This window comes from Arthrobacter sp. I3 (assembly GCF_000520575.1).
Classification (GTDB): Bacteria; Actinomycetota; Actinomycetes; order Actinomycetales; family Micrococcaceae; genus Arthrobacter; species Arthrobacter humicola_A.
The window spans coordinates 24,641-38,221 of sequence record NZ_KI914903.1 but is presented as its reverse complement, the minus strand read 5'-3'; the positions used below and the strand labels follow the sequence as shown (position 1 = coordinate 38,221).

Annotated in this window: 15 protein-coding genes; 4 read left to right on the top strand and 11 right to left on the bottom strand. The window is 66.8% G+C overall.

The window, feature by feature from the left end:
* The first annotated feature begins 165 nt into the window (after positions 1-165).
* From Y706_RS0103830 to Y706_RS0103820, 3 genes are read left to right on the top strand one after another with little or no spacing between them, the layout of a single operon-like run.
* Entirely contained in the window at positions 166-813 is a 648-nt protein-coding gene (locus tag Y706_RS0103830; RefSeq protein ID WP_028275531.1) for a biotin transporter BioY, read from the top strand.
* On the top strand, positions 810-1,556 hold the full coding sequence (locus Y706_RS0103825) for an energy-coupling factor ABC transporter ATP-binding protein (protein ID WP_028275530.1): 747 nt from the start codon (positions 810-812) through the stop codon (positions 1,554-1,556). Before Y706_RS0103830 ends, Y706_RS0103825 begins: the two co-directional genes overlap by 4 nt.
* On the top strand, positions 1,553-2,185 hold the full coding sequence (locus tag Y706_RS0103820) for an energy-coupling factor transporter transmembrane component T family protein (RefSeq protein WP_028275529.1): 633 nt from the start codon (positions 1,553-1,555) through the stop codon (positions 2,183-2,185). Before Y706_RS0103825 ends, Y706_RS0103820 begins: the two co-directional genes overlap by 4 nt.
* A gap of 209 nt (positions 2,186-2,394) precedes the next feature.
* Here Y706_RS0103820 and Y706_RS23505 read toward each other — a convergent pair whose 3' ends face one another.
* The 10 genes from Y706_RS23505 to Y706_RS0103770 form a co-directional block, all read right to left on the bottom strand.
* Positions 2,395-3,696 carry an MFS transporter gene (locus Y706_RS23505; protein WP_043434659.1) on the bottom strand — a complete coding sequence of 434 codons (1,302 nt, stop codon included), beginning with the start codon at positions 3,694-3,696 and terminating at the stop codon, positions 2,395-2,397.
* Entirely contained in the window at positions 3,693-4,148 is a 456-nt protein-coding gene (locus tag Y706_RS0103810) for a MarR family winged helix-turn-helix transcriptional regulator (protein ID WP_028275528.1), read from the bottom strand. The genes Y706_RS23505 and Y706_RS0103810 overlap by 4 nt, the downstream gene beginning before the upstream one ends.
* A gap of 198 nt (positions 4,149-4,346) precedes the next feature.
* Positions 4,347-5,336: a cyclase family protein gene (locus Y706_RS0103805; protein ID WP_028275527.1), complete on the bottom strand. Its 990-nt coding sequence runs from the start codon at positions 5,334-5,336 to the stop codon at positions 4,347-4,349.
* The gene (locus Y706_RS0103800) at positions 5,333-5,590 is read right to left on the bottom strand and encodes a hypothetical protein (RefSeq protein ID WP_028275526.1); all 258 of its coding nucleotides are present in this window, start codon (positions 5,588-5,590) and stop codon (positions 5,333-5,335) included. Before Y706_RS0103800 ends, Y706_RS0103805 begins: the two co-directional genes overlap by 4 nt.
* Before the next feature lie 12 nt (positions 5,591-5,602).
* Positions 5,603-6,940, bottom strand: a complete 1,338-nt coding sequence (locus tag Y706_RS0103795; protein ID WP_028275525.1) for a TRAP transporter large permease subunit — start codon at positions 6,938-6,940, stop codon at positions 5,603-5,605.
* An 81-nt stretch (positions 6,941-7,021) separates the two neighbouring features.
* Positions 7,022-7,810 (bottom strand): NAD(P)-dependent oxidoreductase, encoded by a 789-nt coding sequence (locus Y706_RS0103790; RefSeq protein WP_028275524.1) that lies wholly within the window; start codon positions 7,808-7,810, stop codon positions 7,022-7,024.
* Between the two features lie 20 nt (positions 7,811-7,830).
* Positions 7,831-8,460 carry an RraA family protein gene (locus Y706_RS0103785; protein WP_028275523.1) on the bottom strand — a complete coding sequence of 210 codons (630 nt, stop codon included), beginning with the start codon at positions 8,458-8,460 and terminating at the stop codon, positions 7,831-7,833.
* 36 nt (positions 8,461-8,496) lie between these two features.
* Entirely contained in the window at positions 8,497-9,498 is a 1,002-nt protein-coding gene (locus Y706_RS0103780; RefSeq protein ID WP_028275522.1) for a tripartite tricarboxylate transporter substrate binding protein, read from the bottom strand.
* A 64-nt stretch (positions 9,499-9,562) separates the two neighbouring features.
* Positions 9,563-11,065 (bottom strand): tripartite tricarboxylate transporter permease, encoded by a 1,503-nt coding sequence (locus tag Y706_RS0103775; protein WP_028275521.1) that lies wholly within the window; start codon positions 11,063-11,065, stop codon positions 9,563-9,565.
* Between the two features lie 2 nt (positions 11,066-11,067).
* A complete protein-coding gene (locus tag Y706_RS0103770; RefSeq protein WP_028275520.1) occupies positions 11,068-11,571 on the bottom strand; it encodes a tripartite tricarboxylate transporter TctB family protein in 504 nt (167 codons plus the stop codon).
* Positions 11,572-11,692: 121 nt separating this feature from the next.
* On the opposite strand from Y706_RS0103770, the gene Y706_RS0103765 reads away from it, so the two are divergent.
* Complete coding sequence (locus tag Y706_RS0103765) at positions 11,693-12,496, top strand: IclR family transcriptional regulator (protein WP_028275519.1); 804 nt, start codon at positions 11,693-11,695, stop codon at positions 12,494-12,496.
* A 168-nt stretch (positions 12,497-12,664) separates the two neighbouring features.
* On the opposite strand, the gene Y706_RS23500 is transcribed toward Y706_RS0103765, so the two are convergent.
* Positions 12,665-13,581: thiolase family protein (locus Y706_RS23500; RefSeq protein WP_043434655.1), on the bottom strand; the 917-nt coding region annotated here is incomplete at its 5' end.

The window sequence follows — 13,581 nt, the reverse complement described above, 5'->3', positions numbered from 1 at the left end:
CCGCCGTCGCCATGCTGGTCCCGCCTGCTGGCGGTGTTCGTTGGCGGCGTCCTCCAGCTTCCGGGCCGCCGGTTAGTGGGGCGCCTACAAAATACAGCCCCCGCCGCGACCGTACAGTCGATATCACAATCCATATTTCCGCCGCAGCACCCCGACAGGAACATCATGACGCAAACCCACCGTCCCGCCGCAGCCAGGACCCCGCGCCGCCGGGACCGCTGGAATGCCACCGACCTTGGCCTCATCGCCGTCCTCGCCGCCCTTGTGGCCGCTTCTGCCCTGATCGCCGCCATCCCCGTCGGCGGGCTCGGCGTGCCCATCACGCTGCAGACCCTTGCCGTCATGCTCACGGGGCTGGCGCTCGGCCCGGGCCGGGCCTTCGCCGCCGTCGGCCTCTACCTGCTTCTGGGCTTCGCGGGCCTGCCGATCTTCAGCGGCGGCCGCAGCGGCCTGGGCGTGCTCGCCGGCCCCTCCGCCGGCTACATCATCGGATTCCTGCTGGCCGCCACGGCGGTCGGCTGGCTGACCGTCGTCGTGCTCAAGCGGACCGCCAACCGCACCGGCAAGCTGCGCGCCATCCTCCTGTTCGCCGCCGCCATGGTGAGCAGCATCATCTTCATCCACGGCCTGGGCATCCTGGGCATGATGGTCAACGCCAAGCTGGACTTCTCCAAAGCCTTCCTGGCCGATCTCGCGTTCTACCCGGGCGACATCATCAAGAACGTCCTGGCCGTCAGCATCGCGTTGGCCCTGCACAAGGCCTTCCCGGACCTGCTGCTGCGCCGCGTCCGGACGGTGGACACCCGCCCGTGAGCATCATCGTCCTGGACCGTGTTTCGGTGCGGGTTCCGGTTGATGGCCGCCCCGCCCCCAAGACGCTGCTCCAGGAGCTTTCGCTCGACCTCACGGAACGGCGGATCGGGGTTATCGGGGCCAACGGCTCGGGCAAGTCCACCCTCCTGCGGCTCCTGAACGGGCTCGTGGCACCCAGCGACGGCACCGTGCGGGTCGACGGTGCCGATACGGTCCGGGCCGTCCGGGAGGTCCGCCGCCGGGTGGGCTTTGTCTTCACCGATCCGCTCTCCCAGCTCGTCATGCCCACCGGACGCGAGGATGTCGAACTGTCCCTGCGCCGCTCCATCCGTAACGCCCCTGAGCGCCGGGCCCATGCGGAGTCGGTGCTGGAACGGTTCGGCCTCCTCCCGCTGGCGGACCAGAGCATCTACGAGCTCTCCGGCGGCGAACGCCAGCTCCTGGCGCTGGCCGCGGTCCTGGCCGTTAATCCGGAGGTGCTGGTCCTGGACGAGCCGTCCACGCTGCTGGACCTTCGCAACCGCGAACTCCTGCGGCGCACGCTCGCCGGGCTCCGCCAACAGGTGATCCTGTCCACCCACGACCTCGAGCTGGCCCTGGACATGGACCGCGTCCTGGTGGTGGATGCCGGGAAGGTGGTGTTCGACGGCGAGCCGGCGGCCGCCGTCCCCCGTTACCGTGCCCTGAGCGCGGCGGCCCTGGAGCACGCCGTGCCGGAGCAGCCGTGGCGGGAGCAGGCGTGAGCGGCCACGGTTTCCTGCTGGCGGCGTATGTGCCGGGCTCGTCCCTGGTTCACCGCGCGCCGCTGTGGCTGAAGTTCCTGCTGGTCGTGGGGTGCGGGATGACGTCGTTCCTGATCGCGGACTGGGCCGTGTCCGCCGCCATGCTGGTGCTGCTCTGCGGACTGTTCCTGCTCAGCGGGGCCGGCCCGGCCCGGCTGTTCCGCGCCGTGCGTCCGGTTCTTCCGGTGCTCGTGGCGATCGGGCTTTTCCAGTGGTGGCAGCTGGGCGCACCAACCGCCGCCCGGATCGTGCTCAACGTCCTGGTCTGCGTCGTCGCTGCGTCCATCCTGACCGCCACCACTCCTGTGCAGGCACTCCTGGACGGCGTGGCGTCTCTTGCCCGGCCGTTCCGGCGCTTCGGTGCGGACCCGGAACGCTTCGCCCTGACCATCGCCATCATGCTCCGCAGCATCCCGTTCGTTGCCGGGGCCTACACGGACGTGCGCGACTCGGCCCGGGCGCGCGGACTCGAACGCAACCCGCGGGCCCTGGTGTTGCCCGTCTTCATCAGCACGGTGGCCTTCGCCCGGCAGACCGGCGAAGCCCTCGCCGCCCGTGGGCTGGGCGAGCCGGAGGACCCGGAGGATTAGCCCCGGATGGCCGGGCCCGGCTCCCTGTTCAGCTGGTTGGTGGACATGCCCTCCCCTAGCCGCGGCCAGCGGACATATGGCCCCAATGCCCACACGCGGTGCCCAAGAATGGACATGTCCCGCTTAGGTGGCCCGCGGAGTGGCCGCCCGCAGGTTCGGAAAATGGACATGCCCTCCCCTGGCAGTCCGCAGGCCGGCAATTGGCCGCTTCAGACGCCCCCGATTTGGCGGGCGGCCTCGCGGCGCCTTGTCCTCCCGTACCCTGGGCGCTTCCTGACGGACACAGTCCGCAGTTGTTCCCGCAGCGTCAAAGTGCTGCTCCGGCTGACGACGATCACCGAGCACAAGCCGGTGAGCAGCACGATGGAGCCGCCTGCGGCCACCGACCAGCGCGCGCCGAATTCAGTGCCGATCCACCCCATCAGGGGCGCCCCGACGGCGGTCCCGCCCTGCAGGACCGCCAGATACAGCGCCAGCACACGCCCCCGGAACTGCGGCTCCACCGAGAGCTGGATACTCGTATTGCAGCTGTTCAGGAAGGTCATTGATGCAAGGCCAACCGGAACCAGGACGGCTGCGTAGAGCCAAAACGCAGGGGTCACGCTGCCCACGAGCGTGAAAAACCCCAGGCCAAGGGCGCCGCCGAGCAGGAAGCGCAGCCGCGGCCCGGACCTGCGGGCTGCCAGCAACGCGCCAGCCAAAGTCCCCACAGCCATGATGGAGCCCAGGAGCCCGAACTCCCCCGGCCCCATCCCGAATTCCGCGGTGGACATCAGTGCGTTGGTGATGGCGAAATTCATGCCGAATGCTCCCAGGATCCCGACCATGACAAGTATGAGCACCAGATCCGGGCGCCGCCTTACGTACCCCAAGCCCTCCGCGACCGGATGCTTGCCATTGCCTGCCGGCACCGCCGCGAACAACCCGGACGGACGTATGCGCCACAGGGAGACGATGACCGCGGCGAAGCTGGCTGCGTTGAGCAGGAAAACGGGTCCCGTGCCCACCCAGGCAATGAGCACACCGGCAATGGCGGGTCCAGTGAGCCGGGCGGTGTTGAACGAGGCGGAGTTGAGCGCCACGGCATTTGAAATGTTGTTCTGCCCCACAAGTTCGGAGACGAAGGCCTGGCGCGCAGGTCCGTCTATGGCGCTGGCCACCCCAAGGCAGAGGGCCGCCACATATACCTGCCACAACTGCGCCGAACCGGTCAGGACCAGCAGCCCAACCAGCAGTCCGCACAGGCCCATGGCCGTCTGCGTCCACTTGAGGAGCACGAGTTTGCGGTACCTGTCCGCAAGCACGCCCGCGTACGGGCCAAGGAGCAGCATCGGAAGGAACTGCAGTCCCGTTGTGATGCCGACGGCGGTACCGGAATGGTCGGTCAATACTGTCAGTACCAGCCAGTCCTGCGCCACCCTCTGCATCCATGTGCCGATGTTGGATACCAGGGCCCCGCCCGCCCACATCCGGTAGTTGCGGTTCCCCAGGGCCCGGAACATGACACTCATCTGGCGCTCAACTCCTGCATGATGCGGGCGGCGCGGCTCAGCGTCAGACGGTCCTCGTCACTCAGAGTCGCGACGCGCTGCGCCAGCCACGCTGTCCGCTGGCTGCGGGCCTCATTCAGGACGGCCTCACCGGCCGGAGTAATCCAGACGAGCACCTGACGGCCGTCCTCGGGATGGGCTGACCGCGACACGAAGCCCTGATCGGTCAGCGCGTTGACTATCCGGGTCATCGACGGCGCCTGAACATGCTCCCGTTCGGCCAGCTCGCGAAGGGTTTGGGAGCCGCTGCGAAGATGTGCCAGGACTGTGTACTGCCCCGGCGTAAGAACATCACCGCTTGCCTCGATGCGGAGCCGGCGCGACGTGCGCATAACGGCGGTCCGAAGCTCGATTGCCAAAATGTCCGGCCGGATGCTGTCTCCTGCGTGACGGGAATCGCGGGTGGTGGTCATAGCGCCTCCAAGACCTGCACGGCAGCAATAGTTAGCTGCGCTAATTAGCATTGCTAACTACTATTCTACCGGTCCATCCACGAAATTGCATGGCCGCTGGCGGGGCAGACCCAAGGCCGCCCTGACGGCCCGTTCGCGCGTGGTTCAGCGTGCGGCGGGCCGGCCCGGTGCCGCGCCGGTCCGCACCGTCGCGCTGGGTCACGTCACTGCCGTGGCGTTCGCAGGTGACCCGGTGCCGCCGGTGATGTTCAGCGGTTTGATGCTGACGAAGGCGTCCCAGGTTCCGGCCTTCTCCATGTGTCGGCTGAGGGGTCCCAGCTTCCAGAGTTCGCCGAGCGGCATGCCGAGTTTGGCCAGGAGCTGTTGGTGCATCATGCCGTGGTCGTTGGGCGCCGATAACAGAAAGGGGCTTTCGGGAATGACGGGCAGGCATTCGAGGGCGAAGTTGTCGGCGGCAATCAGCGCGAGGCGGTGGTCCCACGCCCAGGCGACAAATTCCTGTGATTGGGCGATGCCGGTGGCGCGGCGGCTCTCCCGGGTCTGTTGCTTGTCTGCCATGGCCAGGGCCAGGAACCATTCACACCATCCGGTGTGGAGCATGAGGATGTCGCCGGGCTGGATGGTGAGGGATTGGGCCTGGATGGCTGCCTGGATCAGGTCAAGCCCGAGGGGCTCACCTGCTGCGTGGTCAATGGGAGTGCCTTCGCCGGTGCAGTAGCCGTCGAGGTCGACGAGCACTCCCCTGCCGACGATGGGTTTGTCAGCCCATTCCTGGATGCCGAGGTCCGGGGTGCCTTCCGTAATCCGGTCATCGGGGGTGCCGTTGTAGAAGCCGATGTCGTCTGCCCGGCGGTGCCGGAGCCCGTCGACCTGCGTGGATCCCTGGAGGTAATACCCGTCCAGGTAGTCGTCCCGGTGGGCCGGGTGGGAGGAGTAGATGGTGTGACGAGGGGCGCTGCGCTTGAGTGACATTCCGGGATCGAAGGCATCGGCCGGGTAGTCCAGGCCGAAGACCACGCCGGTCCTGATGCAGTTCCTGGCCTCCAGGGTGGTGTCCTGTGTGATGAAGGACGGCGTTCCGCGGTCCGGTTGGGGAAACAGCCCCCACGACGTCCCGGATAGCGCGCCCTCCCGTTCGAGAAGTTCGGCGAAGGACGGGTAGGTTCCGGATTCCCTGGTGTCGGTCATCGCGTCGCTGCCTTCTGGGGAGTCTGTTCTTTGTTCTCGTAGCGCTTGTAGTTGAGGAAGAACCCGGCGATCGCACAGATCGATGCCGCAAGGCACATCGGGGGCTTGACGGATTCGTTGAAGAATACGAGCCATTCGCTCTGGCCGGCGGCAAGGGCGATGGCCTGGCCTGTCACGAACAGGACTCCGCCGGCGAGGAGGGCGGCGAGGCTCAGGACGAAGATGACTTCGATGGCTCGTCTGATCTTGTGCATGTCACGGTTCCTTTAGATCGGCAGGATGCCGAGGACGATGAGCACGCCGATGCCCAGCAGGGGCAGGGCGTAGTGGGTGAGCAGTCGGGCGAAGGTTTTGATCGGGTCCACGTCCGCGATGCCGCAGGCGACATACAGGGGCGCGCCTCCGGGGGGAACGGCGGCTTCGCAGGATGAGAAGACGAGCACGGCGACGGCGGCGGTGGTCGCCGGAACACCGGCGCTAACGAGTGTGGCGACACCGACGGTTCCGACGGCGGCCATGGTGGCCGTGGCGGAGAGGGGCGCGGCGACGGCGATGACGATCAACCCGATGAGGATGGCGAGGAGCCACAGGGGCAGGTTCATCCGGTTGAGCAGTGCCGTCATTTGCTGGGGCAGGCCGGTGGCGGCGAGGGCGTTGGCGCCGGCGAAGGCAAAGACGACAGTGATGCCGACGATCCCGAACCTCGGGGCGGACTCCTGCAGGAGGGCCCACCAGCCCCGGCCGCTGCGTGGGAGGTTGTTTCGGCCGAGGACGGCGCCGGTGATGATCAGGACCACCGGGATCCAGACGATGACGCTCAGGGACTTGGTGATGTCTCCGCCGGTCCAGTCCGACAGTGCGGTGGCGATGAAGGCGGAGGTGATGATCAGTGGGATGGCCACCACGACGAACAAAAGCAAGGTGGCCCAGCCGCGGCCGAACGCCGCCCGGACGGGCAACCGGTGCGCGGCATCCAAGGGTGTCATCCCGCTCTTGCGGATCAGCAGCCAGGTGACGATCAGCCGGTGCAGGAAGCACCACAGCCCGCCGATGAACAGCGGAAGCACGAGTTCATTGACGTTCAGCAGGGGCCCGACTGTGGCGGAGCCGACCAGGACGAACATCGAGGCGCTGAACGGGAAAGTGATGCCCATTCCGGCGTTTCCCGCGACGAGGGTCGCGGCCGCGGGCTTGTCGAGCCGGGACTTTTCCATCCACGGGATGGTCACGGAACCCACGGTCGCGGCGATCGCCGCCTGGTTGTGGACCACCCCGCCGAGGCCTGCCGACGCCACGGTGGACACCCAGGCGGGGCCTCCCCTGGTACCGCCGATCAGTGAGTTCAACAGGTCGATGAGGCGGTCCAGCACTCCGGTCTTGTCCAGCAGGTACCCCATGAAGACGAACGCCATGGTGGCGTAGACGATTTCGTCAGTCACCGCCGTGTAAAGGGAGGACCAGCCGATCTGCGCCGCTGTGACCCCCGTGAAAGGCAGGACGACCAGGAATCCGAGGATCATGGCCTCTCCAACGCTGCGCTTGAGAAGGGTCGTCCACAGCAGGATGACGGCCAGATAGGCTGCCAGGGCCCAGATGCCGATCATGCTGCTGCTCCTGACGGGGAAGTGCTGGTTTGCGGATGGTTCATCATTGATTCCTGTAAACGATTCTGCCTGAGGTCGGGGTCAGCGCAAGGCCGGCGCCGGCTGTGCTGATTTCTCGGCGATGCGCGTAAGTGCCGCAGCGGAGGCTGTGGTCATTTCGGCGGGGACTCCGAGGTCGGTGAGGTAGCCGGCAGTGTCCTGCATCTCCTTGGAGCGGCGCAGGGCGTGCTTGGCGGTGCCGGTGAGGAACCTGTCGATGACTGCCTGGCCGTCCCCCGCCAGTTGCCTGGCGATCTGACTCCGGATCCAATCTTCCAGTCCCGCGGCCCGTCCCGCCGTGACGGCTTCGACCACCACGGAGGCCAGGCCTTTCATCAAGACGCTGCGGAGCAGTTTGTGGGCCATCGCGGCCCCGGGCTCGCCGTCGGCGATTTCGACCTCGGCACCGAGCGGCGCCAGGAGATCGGCAACGGCCCGGGACCCCGGGCCACTGACCATCAGCGGGGTCTTCTCGCCCAGCGCGGCTACGGGCCCGAGGATGGCGACGTCAACGAAGAGTGCCGGACTGGGCAACTGCCCAAGTTCCCGCATGACGTGCGGTGAGGACGAGGTGAAGTCGGCATAGCAGCTGCCCTCCGGCAAGACGGGCAGGCATTCCTGGGCCACACTGCGGGCTGCGGCTGCTCCGGTGAGGACCAGGACAACGTCTGCGCCAAGGCACGCCTCGGCCGCGGTTGCTGCCCTGGTGACGCCGGCCGGGGTGGATGGTGCGACGGGATCAAATCCTGTGACGCTGTGGCCTGCCGCAATGAGTGCAGTCGCGTAGGTGGCTCCGGCTTCGCCGAGGCCGATGATGGTGCACGCGGTCATAGTTTTCTGTCTTTCTTGCTTTAGTGTCGGTCGGCGATGATGGCGGCCCGGCGGGTGGTTTCGTCGTCGAAGACTGCTTCGGCGGCTTCGGCGACAGCAATTGCCTGTTCCCTGGGGATGACGACGACGCCGTCGGAGTCGCCGATGATGATGTCCCCGGGCAGGACGGGGATCCCGCCGAAGGAGATGGGCGTGCCGAGACGGGAGGGCCCGTTCTTGTACGGTCCGGCCGGGGTGATGGCGCGGGCAAAGACGGGCAGGCCGATCTCGCGGAGGGCTTCGGCGTCGCGGGCTGCCCCGTCCAGGGCGAAGCCGGCGAGGCCAAGATTGATGGCCCGTTCGCCGATGAGCTCGCCCAACAGTGCCCGGGATTCGTCTCCGCCGCCGGAGACGACGATCACGTCCCCGGCGCGGGCGAGCTGCAGTGCGCGGTGGATACCCTGGTTGTCCCCGGGGCGTGTCCAGACGGTGAAGGCTGGTCCGGCGAGGCGGGCGCCGGGCCAGATTGCCTGAATGGCTGAGTCCGCGATTCCGAGGCGGTCCATGGCGTCGCCGATGTTGGCGGCGGGAAGTTTGGCAAGGCGGCGTATCAGTTCCGGGTCGGGGCGGACGAAGTTTTCGTCGATGTCCTCAAGGACTGGAGTTGTCATGGTGGATTCTTCCGTGGGTGGCGGCTGGTGGTTGGACTAGTCTTTTTTCTGGACCAGCGGGAGGACCTTCTTGAAGTCCTCTTCCTGTCCGGCCCAGAACTTCTCGTAGTCGGTGCCGGAGAGGTAGCTGGTCTGCAGGCCCAGGGCGCTCATCTTTTCCTTGACGGCAGGATCCTCGATGGCCTTTTGGAGGGCGGCTTCGAGCTTCTTGGCGACGGCGTCCGGCAGCCCGGCCGGTGCGGAGTAACCGCGGACGGTGCCGGCTTCCACCTTGTAGCCGGATTCCTGGAAGGTGGGAACGTCCGGCAGCGAGGGTGAGCGTTCGGCGGTCATGATGCCCAGGACCCTGGCCTTGCCCTGCTTGGTCAGGTCGGTCACGTCACTGACGTTGGCAACGAGGACGTCCACGTGCCGGCCGAGGAACGCGGTGGTGGCCTGGGAGGCGCCTTCGGAGAAGTGCACGGGGGCGAATTCGGAGCCGGTGGTTTCCTGGATCTGGGCCAGGGCGAAGTGTTCGCCGGTCTGCAGTCCGGTGGTGCTGGCGGTCATGGATTTCGGGTTTGCCTTGGCGGCGTCGAGGAGTTCCTTCAGCGTCTTGTACGGGCTGTCCGGCTGGACGGCAATGACGGCGGGGTCGATGACCTGCCGGCCGAGGGGCTGGAAGCTGGCGCGGGTGTATTTGGCGCCGCGGGCCGGGTCCAACGGTGAAACGACCACTGACGGCGAGCCGGTCGCGCCGATGGTGTACCCGTCGGGCTTGGCGCTGGTCAGTGCCGTGTAGCCGATCTGTCCGCCGGCGCCGGGCTTGTTGATGACCTCGACGTTGGTGCCGAGTTCCTTCTCCAGGATCGGCTGAACGAGGCGGGCTGCGGTGTCCACGGCTCCGCCGGAGGAGAAGGCGACAATCAGGTCGATGGACTTGCCCTTCTTGGGGAAGTCCTCCCCTGAGGTGTTGGAGGCGCTGGCGTTGGCGCCGCAGCCGGTGAGGGCGATGAGTGCTGCTGCTGCGAAGGCTGCGGTGATTTTATTGCGTGACAAGGGTCTTCTCCTTTGAAGAAATGCGTTGGTGGCTGGTGGGTGTTTGGACGGTGGATTAGGAGGGTCAGGCTTCGGGGTCCTCGGTGAGGGCCTTGGGTTTGCGGAACTTGAGCAGCGGGCTGCAGATGATCAGCACGCCAAGGCCGATCAGCACCGCGGAGATGGGGCGGTTGACGAACACGCTGAAGTCACCTTGGGAGATTTCCAGGGATTCGCGGAGTGATCGCTCCATCAGCGGGCCCAGCACCAGTGTGAGGACCATCGGTGCCAACGGGATGTCCAGGTTCCGCAGGGCCAGGCCGAGGAGACCGAACCCGATCATGACGAAGACGTCGAACACGCTGAAGTTGATGGTGTAGGCGCCGATGACCATGAACAGCAGGATCAGGGCGGTCAGGATCGGCGTGGGGACGCGCAGAATGGAGGTCCAGAGGCCGACCAGGGGGACGTTGAGCAGAAGCAGCAGCACGTTTCCGATGAAGAGGCTGGCGATGATGGCCCAGGCGATATCGGAATGTTCGGTGAAGAGGCTGGGTCCGGGAGTCAGGCCCTGCTGCAGGAACGCGCCCATCAGCACGGCGATGGTCGGGGATGCCGGGATGCCGAGGGTAAAGAGCGGGATCAGGGCGGCATTGGCGTGGGCGTTGTTGGCTGTTTCCGGACCGGCCACGCCTTCTACTGCACCCTTGCCGAGTTGATTGCGGAAGCGCGAAAACTTCTTTTCCGCGGCATAGGACAGCAGGGACGACACCGATCCGGTCATGCCGGGAATGAGGCCGAGTCCGAAACCGACTCCCGTGCCCCGGGCCATGGCGGGGGCGCTGCGGCGCCATTCCGTCCGGGTGGGGAGCAGTGAGCGGAGTCCGGGGGCATGAACCAACGGAGTCTCCGCGTTCTTGCGGTGGGACAGGATTTCGGAGAGCCCGAAGACGCCGACAATGACGGCCACGAAACTAACGCCGTCCAGGAGCCGGTCCATCCCGAAGGTGAAGCGCGGGGCACCCGCAACGGGGTCGATGCCGACCATGGAGATCAGCAGGCCCAGGGCTCCGGAGATCAGGGCCTTGACCATGGATTTGCCAGCCAGGGCGACCAGCAGGGAGATGCCGACGACCATGAGGGCGAAGAACTCCGGCGGACCGACGAGCAGGCCCAGTTCGCCCAGGGGCTTAGCAGCAGCGACCAGTCCGATGGTGGCGATGGTTCCGCCGACGAAGGAACCCACTGCGGCCAGGGTCAGCGCCGCACCGGCCCTGCCGAGCTTGGTCATCGCATAACCGTCGATGGTGGTGATCGCCGACGACGCCTCACCCGGAGTGTTCAAAAGGACGCTGGTGATGGTTCCGCCGTACTGGGTGCCGTAAAAAATGGCACACAGCATGATGATCGAACCGGTGGGGTCCAGGTTCAAAGTGAGCGGGATGAGCAGGGCTACACCGGCCACCGGGCCAACTCCGGGAAGGACCCCAATGATGGTGCCCAGCAGGCAGCCCAGGAAGGCGAAGATCAGATTTTGCCAGGTCATGGCGGCTGCGAAGCCGCCGAGCAGTTCGTTAAGTGTGTCCACGTCTAGAGTCCGATCAGGTTCAGCGGAGCGAATGCCGAGACGGGGAGTGCGACGTTCAACCCGTAGTTGAAGGCATAGAACGCGCCGACGCTTCCGGCAAGGGCGATGATCAGGGAGGACATCCAAGTCCGGCGCCCCCGCAGTTTCAGGTGATAGAGCAGGAACAGGAACATGCTCAGCTGAAAGCCCAGCAAATCCATGACGGACGCCAGGAGCACAAGGCTGACCACGACCGCGATCACCAGACCCCTGTCGATCCCCTCGGCCCTCTCGCTCGGCCGGCGCAGCTCCTGGACCAGCCAGAGCGCCGACATCGCGACCAGCACCCCTCCCATGGCGAACGGGAACATGCCGGGACCTGGCCCCAACGACGTCCACAGGCCGAGGCCGACCGAACTGGCCAGAACATAGACGCCGACGGCGGTGAACGTGCCGATGCCCGCAAGCACCGACGGAGCGACGCGGATGGCGCGCTCGGGTTTAGTCAGTAGTGACTCCGTTGTCATCGTTTCCTTCTTACGTTTCGCGATATTCTATTTCATAGAATGAAAGAACATTTCGTCTGAAGAAATAGTGACAGGAGACACAAACGCTGTCAAGCGCAGTGCAGTTACATAGAATGAAACAATGACAGTGACTTCGACACATTCGGCCGGCTCCGCTGAAGAGGGCGGCCCCAAGGCCGGGAACATGCGCTCCCTGTCCAGGTCGATGGAGGTTTTCGCCGAACTCCAGCGTGCGGAGCGGCCCCAGCGCCTCAGTGACCTGGCCAGGACCTGCGGCATGAGCCTGCCGACGACGTTGCGGATCCTGCGGGTCCTTCAGGATTTCGGCATGGTCAGCCAGACGGACAAGTCCTACCGGATCGGCCCCGCGGTCCTGCCCGCGGCCCGGAGCTACCTGGAGAACGACCCCCTCGTGGTTGCCGCGCGGCCGATCCTCCAACAGGTGGCCTCCCAGACGGGACTCACGGCCTCGCTGTACACCAGGCTGGGCTTTGAAAGGATCCTCGTCGCACGTGTCGACGGCGACTCGCCCCTCCGCTATGACCTGCCGTTGGGTAAGCGTCTCCCCCTCACCGTCGGAGCGGCCGGGAAGATCCTGCTGGCCACCGTTACCGATACGGAACTCGGGCAAGTGGTAGCCGCGGCCATCGCCTCCGGCCATGAGGAGAGTACATTTACTGCCGACGAGCTGCGCGCACGCCTGCCTGAGCCCGGCGTCGATTACGCGTATTCGGCCGATGAGCGTGCCACCGGCGTGCTGTCGGTCGCCGTCGCTGTGCCGAACGGCACCCGACGCCCCAGTGAGTCCATGGCACTAACCAGTCCCGTTGAGTCCGCCACCGAAGCCGGCCTCGAGGCCGGCGTTCCTGAACTCCGGCGCGCCGCCGGCCGACTCTCAGAACTCTTGGAAGGGTCCGTCTACTAGGCGGGGCCTCTCCGCCGCCACGTGCCCGCTCCTCGTGCCCAAGAATGGGCATGTCCCTTCCCCGAGGCCACGGCAGAGGGACATGCCCTCCCCTGCGCGCCGCCAGTGGACATGTGGCCCATATGTCCACTCTGCGCGGTCAAAAATGGGCATGTCCCCCTCCCGGGGTCAGGTCAGGCGCGCGTACCCCAGCAGCGCGGCCGTGCCCATGCCGCCTGCGATGCTGATCATCGCCAGGGCAAGCTGCCCCGGCTCCGGGGACTTGCGGGCCTGTGCGAGCAGCCGGGTGACCAGTACCGCGCCCGAGGCTCCATAGGCGTGACCGAGGGCCAGGGCGCCGCCGTCGAGGTTTGCCTGGTCAGGGTCGATTCCCAGCTGGTCAAAGCATGCGAGCGTCTGGGCCGCGAAGGCCTCGTTGAATTCCACCAGGCCCACGTCCGCGGCCGTCAGTCGGTGCGCCGCCAGGAGCCGTTCGGCCGCCGCGGCCGCGCCGATGCCCAGCAGCTGCGGCGCCACCCCGGCGGTGTCGGTTCCCAGGACCAGCAGCCCGTCGGCGGCGCCCAGCTGCCGGGCCCGCTCCATGGACGTGACAACGACGGCGGCGGCACCGTCGGCGTCGAAGCAGGAGTTACCGGCCGTGACCGTGCCGCCGCTGGCGAAAACGGGCGGAAAACGGGCCATCAGGGCCGGGCCAAGACTCGGCCGCGGCCCGTCGTCGGCTGCCGCGGACTCGCCGGAGCCGGCGGCGAGGGGCACGATTTCGGCGTCGAACGTCCCGGCGGCCGCGGCTGCCAGGGCGCGTTGGTGGCTGCGGAGCGCGAAAGCGTCCTGGCGTTCCCGGCTGATGCCGAAGCGGGCGGCGACGTTTTCGGCCGCCACCCCCATGTCGGGGTCGCCGAAGCTCAGTGGAGCGAACTGGGCCCGGCTGTAAAAGTCCGGGCTGCCGTCGTCGTTGCGGTGGGCGCGGAGCGGAGCCGTGCTGATGCTCTCGACGCCGCCCGCGAGGTACAGGCCGCCGCCGCCCGCCGCGACCAGCCGGGAGGCCAGGACGATCGCGTCCAGACCGGAGCCGCATTGCCGGTCCA

Coding starts and splice junctions, on each gene's coding strand:
- Y706_RS0103830 (WP_028275531.1), top strand. CDS start 166: ATGACGCAAACCCACCGTCCCGCCGCAGCCAGGACCCCGCGCCGCCGG.
- Y706_RS23505 (WP_043434659.1), bottom strand. CDS start 3,696: ATGAGTGTCATGTTCCGGGCCCTGGGGAACCGCAACTACCGGATGTGG.
- Y706_RS0103810 (WP_028275528.1), bottom strand. CDS start 4,148: ATGACCACCACCCGCGATTCCCGTCACGCAGGAGACAGCATCCGGCCG.
- Y706_RS0103805 (WP_028275527.1), bottom strand. CDS start 5,336: ATGACCGACACCAGGGAATCCGGAACCTACCCGTCCTTCGCCGAACTT.
- Y706_RS0103800 (WP_028275526.1), bottom strand. CDS start 5,590: ATGCACAAGATCAGACGAGCCATCGAAGTCATCTTCGTCCTGAGCCTC.
- Y706_RS0103795 (WP_028275525.1), bottom strand. CDS start 6,940: ATGATCGGCATCTGGGCCCTGGCAGCCTATCTGGCCGTCATCCTGCTG.
- Y706_RS0103790 (WP_028275524.1), bottom strand. CDS start 7,810: ATGACCGCGTGCACCATCATCGGCCTCGGCGAAGCCGGAGCCACCTAC.
- Y706_RS0103785 (WP_028275523.1), bottom strand. CDS start 8,460: ATGACAACTCCAGTCCTTGAGGACATCGACGAAAACTTCGTCCGCCCC.
- Y706_RS0103770 (WP_028275520.1), bottom strand. CDS start 11,571: ATGACAACGGAGTCACTACTGACTAAACCCGAGCGCGCCATCCGCGTC.
- Y706_RS0103765 (WP_028275519.1), top strand. CDS start 11,693: ATGACAGTGACTTCGACACATTCGGCCGGCTCCGCTGAAGAGGGCGGC.